Source organism: Mesorhizobium sp. M5C.F.Ca.IN.020.32.2.1 (assembly GCF_004023105.1).
Lineage (GTDB): Bacteria > Pseudomonadota > Alphaproteobacteria > Rhizobiales > Rhizobiaceae > Mesorhizobium > Mesorhizobium wenxiniae.
Genome location: NZ_RZSX01000064.1, coordinates 1 through 13,043, shown reverse-complemented (window position 1 = coordinate 13,043; position 13,043 = coordinate 1). Strand labels below are relative to the sequence as shown.

Annotated in this window: 12 protein-coding genes; 8 read left to right on the top strand and 4 right to left on the bottom strand. The window is 60.2% G+C overall.

The genetic code is table 11. From position 1 onward, the window contains the following. The 4 genes from EOA86_RS05355 to EOA86_RS05340 all read right to left on the bottom strand — a co-directional run. Nucleotides 1-558, bottom strand: a 558-nt coding sequence (locus EOA86_RS05355) for a type IV secretory system conjugative DNA transfer family protein (RefSeq protein ID WP_164891572.1), incomplete at its 3' end; no start/stop codon positions are given. A 350-nt stretch (nucleotides 559-908) separates the two neighbouring features. Then, a complete protein-coding gene (locus tag EOA86_RS05350) occupies nucleotides 909-1,781 on the bottom strand; it encodes an isocitrate lyase/phosphoenolpyruvate mutase family protein (RefSeq protein WP_128340909.1) in 873 nt (290 codons plus the stop codon). Continuing rightward, complete coding sequence (locus tag EOA86_RS05345) at nucleotides 1,756-2,940, bottom strand: pyridoxal phosphate-dependent aminotransferase (protein WP_128340908.1); 1,185 nt, start codon at nucleotides 2,938-2,940, stop codon at nucleotides 1,756-1,758. Before EOA86_RS05345 ends, EOA86_RS05350 begins: the two co-directional genes overlap by 26 nt. A 165-nt stretch (nucleotides 2,941-3,105) precedes the next feature. Continuing rightward, the gene (locus tag EOA86_RS05340; protein WP_128340907.1) at nucleotides 3,106-4,032 is read right to left on the bottom strand and encodes a LysR family transcriptional regulator; all 927 of its coding nucleotides are present in this window, start codon (nucleotides 4,030-4,032) and stop codon (nucleotides 3,106-3,108) included. Between the two features lie 317 nt (nucleotides 4,033-4,349). Between EOA86_RS05340 and EOA86_RS05335 the strand changes: the two genes are divergently transcribed. The 8 genes from EOA86_RS05335 to EOA86_RS05300 all read left to right on the top strand — a co-directional run. Continuing rightward, nucleotides 4,350-4,913 carry a hypothetical protein gene (locus EOA86_RS05335; protein ID WP_164891570.1) on the top strand — a complete coding sequence of 188 codons (564 nt, stop codon included), beginning with the start codon at nucleotides 4,350-4,352 and terminating at the stop codon, nucleotides 4,911-4,913. A gap of 336 nt (nucleotides 4,914-5,249) precedes the next feature. Continuing rightward, on the top strand, nucleotides 5,250-6,338 hold the full coding sequence (locus tag EOA86_RS05330; protein WP_245497137.1) for a porin: 1,089 nt from the start codon (nucleotides 5,250-5,252) through the stop codon (nucleotides 6,336-6,338). 556 nt (nucleotides 6,339-6,894) lie between these two features. Next, nucleotides 6,895-8,070, top strand: coding sequence for an ABC transporter ATP-binding protein (locus tag EOA86_RS05325; RefSeq protein ID WP_128340904.1), 1,176 nt, complete (start codon nucleotides 6,895-6,897; stop codon nucleotides 8,068-8,070). 68 nt (nucleotides 8,071-8,138) lie between these two features. After that, on the top strand, nucleotides 8,139-9,023 hold the full coding sequence (locus tag EOA86_RS05320) for a sugar ABC transporter permease (protein WP_128340910.1): 885 nt from the start codon (nucleotides 8,139-8,141) through the stop codon (nucleotides 9,021-9,023). Further along, complete coding sequence (locus EOA86_RS05315) at nucleotides 9,020-9,856, top strand: carbohydrate ABC transporter permease (RefSeq protein ID WP_128340903.1); 837 nt, start codon at nucleotides 9,020-9,022, stop codon at nucleotides 9,854-9,856. The genes EOA86_RS05320 and EOA86_RS05315 overlap by 4 nt, the downstream gene beginning before the upstream one ends. A 23-nt stretch (nucleotides 9,857-9,879) precedes the next feature. Continuing rightward, on the top strand, nucleotides 9,880-11,160 hold the full coding sequence (locus EOA86_RS05310) for an extracellular solute-binding protein (RefSeq protein ID WP_164891569.1): 1,281 nt from the start codon (nucleotides 9,880-9,882) through the stop codon (nucleotides 11,158-11,160). A gap of 256 nt (nucleotides 11,161-11,416) precedes the next feature. Then, on the top strand, nucleotides 11,417-12,433 hold the full coding sequence (locus tag EOA86_RS05305) for a PLP-dependent aminotransferase family protein (RefSeq protein ID WP_164891568.1): 1,017 nt from the start codon (nucleotides 11,417-11,419) through the stop codon (nucleotides 12,431-12,433). Between the two features lie 81 nt (nucleotides 12,434-12,514). Beyond that, a partial coding sequence (locus EOA86_RS05300) for an aminotransferase class IV (protein WP_206629962.1) occupies nucleotides 12,515-13,043 on the top strand: 529 nt, incomplete at its 3' end.

Here is a 13,043-nt window from a genome sequence, read left to right as displayed (position 1 = left end):
GGTGAGCTGCCAGTTTTCGCCCTTGATGTCGTGGACGATGGCCGAGCCTGGCCATGCCAGCAGCGAGGGGATGACGAGGCCAACACCCTTGCCCGATCGGGTGGGCGCAAAGCACAGGACGTGCTCGGGACCATCATGCCGGAGATAGTCACGCTCGCAGCGGCCGAGCACGACGCCGTCCGGTCCGAGCAGGCCGGCGTCCTTGATTTCGGCCGGCGTTGCCCAGCGGGCGGAGCCGTAGGTCTCGACGTCGTCACTCTCTCGCGCCCGCAACACCGACATGAGGATGGCGACCGCTATGGAGAGGAAGCCGCCCGACGCGGCGATGATCGCACCCTCGTGGAAGATCGATCGCGCATAGGCGTCGTAGGAGAACCACCACAGGAAGAAGGCTGGCGGGTAATAAACCGGCCAGCCGGCGAGTTCGAACCAGGGCGTACTCAGCTGCGGCTGGAAACCGAGACGCCAGGCAGTCCATTGCGTGGCGCACCAGATCGCGGTGAGCACGATCACGGCGACAATGACGATCTGACCCCAGAGGATTTTGGTTCCCGACATGTTGCCTCCAAAGGAAAGCAAGTCGGGTAATTCGCCGCGCCCGCAAGACCTGTTTGCCGCTCGTCGCGCTGTGGCGCATCGGGGAGGGGAAAGACAGGCCGCAGGGCGGTGGTGGCGGCGGCTGCGTTGGTGCCTTGGCGGCGACCGACGCGTCTGTCGACGGTCGCGAGCGGCGATAGGAACATGAGGCCAGCTTTATGAGGAACACACAGCGCGCCTAGCAGAAATCCGAAAAGTTGAGCATCCTGCCGGCGGGGAGGGCACCGGCAGGATGTGCCGCAGGGGTCTTACGATGGCCCGTCCGGCGGCAAGTCGTGGAGGTCGATTTTCGGATCCAGACGAGGTGCCCGCTACCGCAAGAAACGCTTCTCGTCGGCCTTGGTCTTTTCCATGCCCTGAAGCCGGAACACCTCCTCGACCGGGATGATGTCCTTGTGGATGTTCTGCACGCCGCCATCGGCGACGATGCGGCGGAAGGCATCCTGCATGGCGGTCGTGGCGGCGCGGATGCCATAATTGCCGTAGATCACCATGCGGATGCTGCCGAGCGCCTTGATGCGGTCCGCGTCGAGGTCCGGATAGGCGTTCGGCACGATGGTGAGCGGCACGTCGCCGTTCCAGGCCCGCGCGAAGCTCTCGATCTCGGACGGATCCTTTTTCTTCGAATGGATCAGGATCATATCGGCCCCGGCCTCAACATAGGCATGTGCACGTTTCAGCGCCTCTTGCTCGCCGAGACTGGCGATCAGCGCCTCGGTGCGGGCGATGACCAGGAAGTCCGGGTCTTTGCGGGTTGCGATGGCCGCTTCGACCTTGCCCTGGAACTCCTGGATCCGAAGCAGTTCCTGCCGGCCGTCGGCGGCGAGGCTGGTGACCTTCGGAAAAGTCTTGTCCTCGATGACCACGGCCGAAGCGCCGGCGCGCTCATATTCGGCAATCGCGTGGATGACGTTGATTGCATTGCCGTAGCCGGTGTCGATATCGGCAACGATCGGCAGCGAGGATTTCCCCTCGATCGCCCGCAGCATGTCGAGATGCTGGGTCATCGAGACGAGGCTCATGTCCGGCAGGCCGTAAAGGGCGGATAGTTCGAAGCCCGACGCCCAGAGCCCGTCGAAGCCGGCCTCTTCGGCAAGAATAGCCGACAGCGGGCTGTGGGCGGCCATAATGTGGACGAGGCCATTCTCGGCCATGCTCTCACGCAGTTTTCTTGCTTTGCTCACGGGTCTTCTCGCTTTCAAAGAGGGCGGTGCAGGCGGCGAGGATGCGTCCGCAGGCGCGCCGCAGCTCTTCCTCTGACGCGGCATAGGAAATGCGGACGTAAGGGGAGGCCATGAAGCCCGAGCCAGGAACGACGGCGACGCAGAACTCTTCAAGCAGATACATGGCAAAACCCATGTCGTCCTCGATCACCTTGCCCCCGGCCGTCGCCTTGCCGATGACTCCGGCGCAGTTGACGAAGACATAGAAGGCACCGTCTGGCGTGCGGCAGCTAAGGCCTTCGGCCTGGTTGATCTGTTCGACGACGAGATCGCGGCGCCTGGCGAAGGCGGTGACGAACTCGGTGACGTAGTCCTGATTGCCGGCAATCGCCTCGATGGCCGCATATTGCGAGATCGAGCTCGTATGCGACGCGGTCTGTCCTTGAATCGTGTTCATCGCCTTGATGAGGTCTTTCGGGCCCGCGCCGTAGCCGAGGCGCCAGCCGGTCATGGCGCTCGATTTGGAGACGCCGTTGACGGTCAGCACCCGGTCGATGAGGTCCGGGGCGGCTTCGGCCATGGTCGTAAACGGCACGTCGTAGACGAGCTTTTCGTATATGTCGTCGCAAAGGACGTGGACGTGGGGGTGCCGGCGCAGGACCTCGGCAAGCGCCGCCAATTCTCTCCTGGAGTAGACCGCGCCGGTCGGATTGTTCGGCGAGTTCAGCATCAGCCATTTGGTGCGCGGCGTGATCGCGGCTTCGAAGTCTTCCGGCTTCAGCTTGAACCCGAAGCGCTCCCGGCAGGGAACGAGCACCGGTTCGCCGCCGGCGAGCCGCACCATGTCCGGATATGAGACCCAGCAGGGTGCCGGGATGATGACCTCGTCGCCCGGATCCAGGGTGGCGAAGAGGCCGTTGAAAACAATCTGCTTGGCGCCGCAGCCGACGGTGATCTGGTCGATGTCGTAATCGAGACCGTTATCGCGCGAGAGCTTGTCGCGGATCGCCTCGCGCAGCGGTTTAACACCGGCAACAGGCGTGTAGCGTGTCCTGCCGTTGCGGATAGCGGCGATGCCGGCCTGCTGCACAGTCTCGGGCGTGTCGAAATCCGGCTCGCCCTGGCTCAGCGTAACGATATCGACACCTTGTTCGCGCAAGGCAGCCGCCTTGGCGGTCATGGCTTTCGTTTGCGAAGGACGGACGGCCTGCAGCCTTTTGGCGACTAAGGGCAATGGACTTTCCTCAAATTCCAGGAATTTCCGTCCAGAGCTAAAGGATGGGTCCGCTGCCCGCCAGTTTTGCCATCGCGGAAAGCTGTCGGAGTGATCGCGTTTTGCGATGCATCATTCCGCCGAGACGGGATTGCCGGCGTTCTCCTCCTCGGTCTTCTTTCGGCAGAGCCTTGTCAGCCAGCGGCAGAAGGCGCGGGCGAGATCCGGATTGCCGCTGCGGTCGACCGCATAGGCCCGGTATTGCATGCCGCTTGGCGCGCGCGAGCCGGGCAGCACCTCCAAAAGACCCTGCCGAATCAGATCCGCGACGATGATGTGCGGCGTTACCAGCAAGGTTTGACCGGTGGTGACCGCCGGCAGGGCGAGGTAATGATGGTCGTAGCGCGCCCCGGAGATAACGTCCGAGGTCTTCAGGTCCAGGCCGCGCAGCCAGGTCGGCAGGATGTCGGGGCGCGAGGTAACGGCGATCACCGGTGTGGTGCGTAGCGCCTCGAGGCCGCGACCGGCTACGCAATCTGGCGCACCGACGCAGACGAGCTGCTCGTCATAGAAATCCCAGCGATCGGCCGGCTCGGTCAATGTCAAGTCTCGGGTCAGGAGCACGTCGAAGCTGTCGTCTGAGGCAGGCGCCGACAGGGTGCTGATGACGTCGACAGTGAGACCGTTCGTTTCCTTGGAGAACTCGCGCAGATTGGGAATGAGCAGCGTATAGGCGAAGGTCGAGAGCGAGGTTCGAACGACAAGCCGGTTGGTATCCGTCCGGTCGCCCCGGCGCATCCGCCTTGCGGTGAAGTGGATCGTCTCGAGAGGTTCGGCCACCGCATCGGCGAAGAGCCGCCCGAAATCCGTGAGCTGACTCTGACGCCCCCGCCGTTCGATGAGCTTGGCCCCGAAATACTCCTCCAGGACGGCGATATGGCGGCTCACCGAACTCTGGGTGATGCCAAGCGACTTCGAGGCCCTGGTGACGCTCTTGTCGCGGGCGACCTGGACGAAAGCGCGAACCGCGTTGAGCGAAAGGTCCTTTCCCTCGGCCAAGCTTTTCTCCTGCCCCGGCGACCGGCCAATCCATGCAGAATGGCCTTATCCGTATCGAAATATTCGATGATTGTCACACGCCTGTGACAGAGGGGAACCGGACATGTCGAGCGTTCTTGCGGGCCAATCTATCGGCTCTGCCAGAGAGCGAATTGAAGGGACTTGGGACAATGTCTGTCGTTGGCAGTGGCTTGAGCAGATACTGGCGGAATGAGTCGGCTCGACTGATTGCTTCCGAGGTAGAGTTTGTACTGCGGCGCCGAAGCGTGCCGGTGACACGAGAGGCATTGGACGTTGCGGGAAAGTTGGCAGGCCACGTGCTTGTCGCCGTCACGTCGCTTCCTTTAGAGCATCGGTCGGCTTTGGATTCCGCCGGCGAACTGCTTCCCGATGCGGTCACCAGGCTTGTCGAATCGCTGGCTGCAGAGATCGACGAGCGCCAAAAGCAAGGCCGGTTTGTGCCTGGAAACGCAATAGGCGGCCAGGCTGACGCCGAGACCAAGGTCGAGCATCACCTTTCTCAAGGTCAATGCTCCCTGATGCAGAGCTGGGCCGGTAAGGTGGTTGGTCAGACGTTCATCGAAGACGAGCTCAACATTCCGCGATCGACGCTCCACGTCTGGAGACGCCGCAATGAGGTCATCGCACTGCCGAAGGGCAGACGCACGCACGTGTTCCCCTTGGCCCAATTCGTCGACGGACGTCCGGTTGATGGCATCAGCCAGGTATTGGCGGAGTTAGAGAATCCCCGGTCGGCCTGGTTGTGGCTTGTTCGTCCCTCTCGGTTGCTCGACGGCAAAATCCCCTTGGATCTACTCAAACGGAACCGGGCAGCCCAGGTGGCGGATGCCGCTGCCATCTATGCAAAAACTTCCTTGTGAAGTGCCGGAAAGAGTCCGACTGCTCCAATAAATTGTTAAATCAGAAAACAAGTGGCCAGGGCAATTCCACTAACGACGAAATGCACTTTATACACGGGTTGCACAATCCAGTAACTGACTGTGTTGATATTGAGACCGGCGAGAAATAACGCGCAGGTATACTGTCAGTAATTTCAGTCAGTAGTTGATATTACAACCGCCTTTGTGCCTTCATTCCTCCCGTCATTGGCTCTCCCAAAGCCAATTCTCTGAAATGGCTGAAGCGGCCCGCACCTCGCGTTTGCGGGTGGCTCAGCCCTCAAACAGCTGTGGAGTGGTGGAATGTTTGTAAGAGGGATGCTTCTTGGGTTGGCGGCATTGCCGCTCAATCTGTCCGTGGCAAGGGCCGCCGATGCGGTCGCGGCCGCCGAGCCGGAGCCGGTCGAATATGTACGCGTCTGCGACGTCTACGGCGCCGGCTTCTACTTCATACCTGGCACCGAAACCTGCCTGAAAATCGACGGCTACATACGCTACGACATCGGCGTCGGCTTGCTCGGGCACCAGGACGTTCTAGATAAGAAGGATTTCGCGGAAGGCGAAGTCGACTTTAACGACACCTACTACAAGCGTGCTCGTTTCGCTCCGCGCATCGACGCCCGTTCTGAGACCGAGTTGGGCACCTTGCGGAGCTTTGCAGCGCTCCTTTTTCAATACACCACCAGCGCGCCTGATAACGTTATCACTGTTACGGACAGCCTCGCCATCGATCAGGCTTTTATCGAACTCGGCGGCCTCCGTATAGGAAAGGCAAAATCACTGTTTAAGACCATCACCTATGACGCTGGCGGTGTGATGAACGACGATCTAGGTGGTATCGGCTACGGCCCTGCCAATGCCAACCAGATTGCCTACACGTTCAAGAGCCAGAGCGGCTTTTCGGCCGGGGTCGCCCTTGAAGAAGGTACTGGGACTCTCTACACGCTGGACAGCTATTTACCACACGCCGTCGTTGGCGTGTCCTACAAGCAGGGCTGGGGCGGTATTTCGGCCGTAGTCGGCTATGACTCGGTTTGGGAAGAGGTCGCTGGGAAAGTTCGCTTGGACGTCAATGCATCCGAGCAGCTCTCGCTCTTCATTATGGCCGGGTATGCTTCAAATAATGACGATTTGGGTGTGAACAGTCCAAATTACTTCGGTGCTTGGGGCGGAGATTGGGCTGTGTGGGGAGGTGGAAAATACCAGGCTACCGAAAAAGCTGACATCGTCGTCCAGCTTGCCTATGACGACTTGGAAAGCTTTGTTGCGGTTGTCGATGTTCCCTACGAGTTGGTTCCAGGTCTGGTGATTACACCGGAAGTGGCTTTCCAAGCCAACCTTGACGATGAACTGGATGATGACAACGGCGAGGTCGGCGGTTTCCTTCGCTTCCAGCGCAACTTCTAATGCCAAATAACCCGCTGGTAACCGCATAACGTTATGGTCCTCCCCGCCGAGCTTTCGGCGGGGTTTTTGTTCGGAACTAGGGTTGAGATTTCCGCCTCCCTTGCGGCAGCAACGCCAGGGCATTGCGTCGCTATAACCCTTGCCGGGTCGGCTGAAAATTCGTTTTGTTGGAAAGCGGATGGTCAAGAAGTAGCGGATGCGATGGTCGCTACCCGGCGATCACATGCTCGTGGAGGTTCGGACGGCCGCGATCGATTGAGGATACCGCTCGGACAGCCAGGATCGGTCGCATCCTTCACTATTCAAGCCGAGCCATCCCTCCTGGGCGTCTTCGAGCGGGCTCCGGGTGATGCCCTTGAACCAAAGTTCCTTTTCTTCGGCCGAGCTTTTTTGCGGTTCGGGTCAGCGGACAATTCATCCAGATTTAGCGGATTTCTATCGCAATATTCGATGATTGTCACACGCCTGTGACAGAACGGTTCGATCGTCCGCCGCGAAACATAAATCGCGAAGGTGGTGGATTTCGGCTGCTTTCGACTGGCAGAGGTGAAGCACCATGGCGGCCATCACCATCGAAAAAATAGAAAAGTCCTTCGGCGCCACGTCTGTGCTGCGCGGCGTCTCGCTCGATGTCGCGGACGGCGAGTTCCTGACGCTTCTCGGTCCGTCGGGCTGCGGGAAGTCGACACTGCTGCGAATCCTCGCCGGGCTCGAGGTGCAGACGGGAGGCTCGATCGCGATCGGCGAGCGTGTGGTCGACGGCGTGCGGCCGAAGCGGCGCGACGTGGCAATGGTGTTCCAGTCCTACGCGCTCTACCCGCACATGACGGTGGAGGACAACATGGCCGTACCGCTCAGGATGCGCCGGCTTTCCGCCTGGCAGCGCCTGCCGATGGTCGGTCGTTTCGTGCCGGGTACAAAGGCGGCTGCCGCCGAGATCGAGATCGAGGTGATGCGCACCGCTAAGGCGCTCGGCATTGGTCACCTCCTGACGCGAAAGCCGGGGCAACTGTCCGGCGGCCAACGCCAGCGCGTCGCCGTCGGCCGAGCCATGGTCCGCCAGCCGGCGGTCTTCCTGATGGACGAGCCGCTCTCCAATCTCGACGCCAAGCTACGCGTTCAGATGCGTGCCGAGATCAAGGAACTGCACAAGCGACTCGGTGTCACCTTCGTCTATGTGACGCACGATCAGTCCGAGGCGATGACCATGTCTGACCGGGTGGCGGTCATGCTCGACGGCGAACTGCTGCAGGTCGCACCGCCGCAGGAGATCTATGCCGATCCGGACGATCGGCGCGTCGCCGAGTTCATCGGCTCACCGAAGATCAACATGCTCGAGGCCAAGGTGCGAGAAGGCGGATTGGCAGAGACTGTAGGCACATGTTTCTCCATTCCGGCAGAAATTGCTTCAGGGACTGGTCTTACCGTCGGGATCCGGCCCGAGGCCTTCCATCTGGTCGAGTCCGCCGGCAACAACATCCTGACCGGCGCGGTGCGCCTGGTCGAGCATATGGGCTCCGACCTGTTCGTTCATCTCGATGTTCCCGGGGGCGACCACCCGGTCATCGCAAGATTGCTCGCCGAGCGAGCACCGCAGATTGCCTCCGGCCAGACGCTGCATCTCGGCGTCAAGCCCGAGCGGCTGCTGCTGTTTGCGGCAGACGGCAAGCGCATCCGCCCACACGGCCAGCCGGGCGCAACGGTCGTGCAGATGAAGGAGCGGCTGCAATGAGTGTGGTCGCTTCCACGGTCGATGAACAGGCCAAATCCTCCCAAGCGCCGCATGCATCACCGGATGCGCTGCGCCGGCATCGCCTCGCCGAGACGTTTGCTGCCTGGTCGCTTGCCGGCCCGGCCCTGTTGCTGCTCGTCGTCCTGTTCTTCCTGCCGGTTTTTGCCGTCTTTGCCATCGCGCTCACCGATTGGCAGTTTGGTGCGAGCTCGCTCTCCTTCGTTGGCCTCGCCAATTTCCACGTAGTCTTCGCCGACGAAGGGTTTCGCGCTTCGCTCGTCAATACCATCCTCTATGTGGCGATCGTCGTGCCGGGCACAATTGGCCTCGGCCTCGTCATCGCGCTGCTGATCGAAAGCGGCAAGTCAGCCCGCGCTTTCTACCGCGCGATTCACTTCCTGCCCTTCATGGCGACGCTGACGGCCATGGCGATCGCCTGGGAGGCGCTGCTTCACCCGACTATCGGCCTCGTCAACCAGACACTCGCGGGCCTCGGTCTGCCGACTGCCAATTGGCTGCGTGACGAGAACACCGTGTTGCCGGTGCTCGCCGTCATCGGCATCTGGCAAAACCTCGGCTACGCCATGGTGCTGTTCCTGGCGGGGCTGAAGTCGATCCCGCAGGATCTCTACGACGCAGCCGACATCGACGGCGCCGATGCATGGCTCGACCGCTTGCGCACCGTGACGCTTCCGATGCTCGGCCCCGTCACCATGTTCATCTTCATCGTCGTGGCGCTGAAAGCCTTCGAGACGTTCGACACCGTGCAGGTGCTCACCCAGGGCGGGCCCGGTCACGCCTCGGAGATGCTGCTCTATACGCTTTACCGCGAGAGCTTCCAGTATCTGCGCACCGGTTATGGCGCCTCCGTCGCCGTCGTCTTTCTCTTCATCGTCGTGACGCTCACGCTGATCCAGGCGCGTGTGATGGACAAGAAGGTTCACTACCAATGAGGACGCAACGCCTTTCCCCGCCGTCGGCCGTCATTCGCCATGCCGTGCTCTTGATCACCGGCGCACTGATCCTCATTCCCTTTGTGTGGATGGTGTCGCTGTCGATCAAGCCGCCGGGAGAGATCTTCCGCGCGTCCTTCAGCTTCTGGCCCGAGCAATTCTATGGCGTCGAGAACTACACGAAAGCGCTGACGAGTTCACCGTTGCCGCGCTACATGCTGAACGGGGTGATGGTCTGCGCCGCAATCCTGGCGCTGCAGATTGCCGTTTGCGCTCCGGCGGCCTACGCGCTGGCCAAGCTGGGCTTCCCCGGCCGCAACCTGCTGTTCGCCCTGGTGCTGATCGCGCTGCTGCTTCCGCATGAGGTACTGGCGCTGCCGCTGTTTGTCCTCAGCGCCAAGCTTGGCATTCTCAACACCTATGCGGCGTTGATCTTCCCCTATGTTGTCTCACCCTTTGGTATCTTTCTGTTCCGCCAGTTCTTCAAGACCCTCCCTGACGATGTCGTCCACGCCGCCAGGCTCGATGGCTTCTCTGAGCTTGCGATCGTCTGGCGCATCATGGTGCCGATGGCGCTGCCCGCCATCATCGCCTTCGGAATCTTCTCGGTCGTCTCGCACTGGAACAGCCTGTTCTGGCCGCTGATCGCGGTGCGCGACCAGAACCTGATGCCACCGCCGCTCGGAATCATGGCCTTCAAGAACGAGGAGGCCGGCAACGACTACGGTCCGCTTATGGCCGCCTCGACCATCGTGGTCGCGCCCCTGATCATCGCTTTCCTCGCCGCACAAAGATGGTTCGTCGAAGGGCTGACAGGTGGGGCGGTGAAGTGAAACTCCAACACAGGGCAACCAAAATGAAACTGACCCGCAGACTTCTCACCAAGATTATCGCTGTCGGCCTCGCTGCAACTCCAAGCGTATCCATGTTCTCGGGAACCGAAGCATGGGCGGATACGATCACCCTAAAGATTTCTCATGCCTGGCCAAACCGGACTGAGTTTCTGGACAAAATGCGAGTCGCCTTCAACGCGGCGCACGAGGATGTGCAGATCGAATACGTTGCTGCAGGGGACAACTGGCAGCCGCTCTTTCAGTCGACCCTTCGGGACTCGCTGGTTGGACAGCTTCCCGACGTGACCCACCAGTTGATCAACTATACCCACCTCTATTTGGAGAAGGGCATCGCCCAGCCAGTCGATACCATACCCGGAGGCCAGGAATTCATTGCATCATCGGGTATGTCTCAAGCTCTTGTTGAAGCTGCGGCTGCAAACGATCATGTCTATGCCGTGCCCTATGGCCTGACAGTCCCCGTTGTCTTCTACAATATGAGCCTGCTCAAAAAAGCGGGATGGGATCGTCCGCCCCAAACCTGGGATGAGATCATCGCCGCAGCAGCAAAAGTCTCGGCGCTCGGTGGCAACATCAGCGGTGGATACTTCGAGTTCGAGGCATCTAACAACTGGATGTATCAGAACGTGTTGTCGGGGCTTGGCGGCTCAATGAAGGGGGACAACGGAACAATCGGCTTCGATAGCGAACTCGGTGTCGAAGCAATGAGCATCATTGGTAATTTCGCGAAAGCAGCCAACACTGTCGCGATGACGCGCGATCAGGCACGTCAGGCTTTCAATGCGGGAACTGTCGGAATTCTTATCCGGCCCGCCAGCGGCATTCCGTCCATTTTGAAAGCCGCGCAAGCCAATAACTTCGAACTCGAAGTAGGGGCTTTCCCCGTTACTACCGGAAAAGGCAAGCTCTCTGCTGTCTCCCACGGCATGTTCGTTCTCACCGACGACCCCGCCCGCCAAAAAGCCGCCCTTCAGTACATCGAATGGGCCTATGGACCTGAGGCACAGGCGTTGGAGGCCGAATACGCAGGGTATCTGCCGGCAAATTCCAAAGCGCTCAACGAAAGCAATCAGTTTGCGGACTACCTCAAAGCCAATCCCTACGTCCGCAGCCTGACCGCATCACTGTCGAATGCCGGTGACTGGTACACTTATCCGGTCGACAACACTGACCAGATCTTTGACGCTCAGATCGAAGTCGTTCGTGGCGTGGTCACCGGTAAGACCGAGCCTGCCGCAGCCGTCGCACAAATGTCGGCCGAGACAGAGAAGCTCCTGAAATGAAGTTATGGGGGCCGATTGGTCATCCTTAGGCCCCACCTTCCGCCGCCGGTACGGCCCGATCCAGCCTTCCCTGCGCGAGCACGATCCCCAAAGAGCCAACTAAGATTAGAAACGCGAGGCCGTCATGAATGCTCCGATAAAAACCGCCCACATCGAAACACACAAACCGGGCGGCTCATCACTGCCTCCTATTCCTATGACGGGCAACCTCCCGCCGCGTGTTCCCGAAGCCTTCGACCATGAATATCGCGCGGCGATGCGGAGGCTCCTTGAAGCAAGGGAGCCGATGGACTGGATTGGCGTCCACCAGTTTCTGGGGTTCCCTGAAGATCGTGCAGCGGGCGCCCAGTTCGTGACGCGGCGCCTTTCTGCGGCTCCCGATCCAGAACGCGTGGTTCTGTCCCACTCGACACAAGCGATCCTTACCGTTTTGTGCGGTTCCCTCGTAGGAGCCAATGGCGTCCTGGCGGTCGAGGAATTGACCTACCCCACGATGGCGAAGTTCGCCAAGCAGATGGGTTTCAATCTGGTCGGCATCAAACTGGATGAGGAAGGGATCGTACCAGAGGCGTTCGAGAGAGTGTGCGAGGAGCACAAGCCGCGGGCGCTCTATACTCTGCCGACGTTGCAAAATCCGACGACCGCCATGATGGGGTTGGAGCGCCGCAAGGAGATCGTTGCGATTGCGCTAAAACATGGTGTTGCGATCCTCGAGGACGACATCTATTCGCTTCTGCCGGAGGATGTGCCGGCACCGCTCGCCGAACTGGCGCCCGACATCACCTATTACATGCTCGGCACGGCCAAATCGATCGGCGCCGGCCTGAAGGCAGCCTATCTGGTCACGCCGAAGACCACCGACCCGGCCCGGTTGTTCTGGCCCGGCAGCAGCATGACCTACTGGATGATCGCACCTGCCAACGCGGGTGTTGCGACGGAACTCGTTCACAACGGTGGTGCCGACAGGATCATTGCGGCTGTCCGCGAAGAAACCCGCGCACGGCAAAACATGGTTGCGGAAACGTTGAAGGGCACCAGTTTCCAGACCACACCGGAATGCCTGCACGTCTGGATGGAAGCGCCCTCTAACAGAGAGCTCCTTGAGTTCGTCGGGGACTGCAAACGCCGTGGTGCTGACGTGGGTCCTGCGAGCAGTTTCCTGCTTGCCGGCGGCTCGGCTCCGCATCGCATCAGATTTGGCACCGGTAAGGCGAGGGAACGCTCCGACCTTCAGCGTGGCCTGGACGCTATTGCGGCGGCCTATTTCTCCTGAAACGACATCCAAGCCGAGGTTCGTTACCCAATTCTCTGACCTCGGCTTCCCTGTTCAATCAAACAAACAGTGAGAGCTGAAATGCCATCCCCGGAATTTGTCTATCACAATGGAAAAATCGTTCCTTGGAACGATGCGACTCTACATGCTTTCTCTCTGGCCGGAAAATACGGAATCGGAGTCTTCGAAGGCCTCAGAGGCTACTGGAATGACGAGGATGAGCAACTCTACCTGTTTCGGCTTGCAGAGCATTTCAACCGATACGCCTTCTCTCAGAAGGCAATGCGGTTCGATCCTGGACCGAGCGAGTTGGAACTGACACAGGCGATCTTTGACCTGTGCAAGGCCAACAACATCCGGTGTTCAGCGCACCTGCGCGTTTCGGCCTACATTACAAATGAAGGCGACATGGTGGCCACCGGGCCGGTCGGCACAACCATCACAGCCATCCCGCGCCCCTCGGCAAGCCAGGTTAAGAAAGGTGCGTCCGCACAGATCAGCTCGTGGATCAGAATGCCCGATAATGCGATGCCGGCGCGGATCAAATGCAACGCCAACTACCATAACTCCCGGCTGGCCTCGATCCAGGCGAAGCAGGATGGCTACGCTC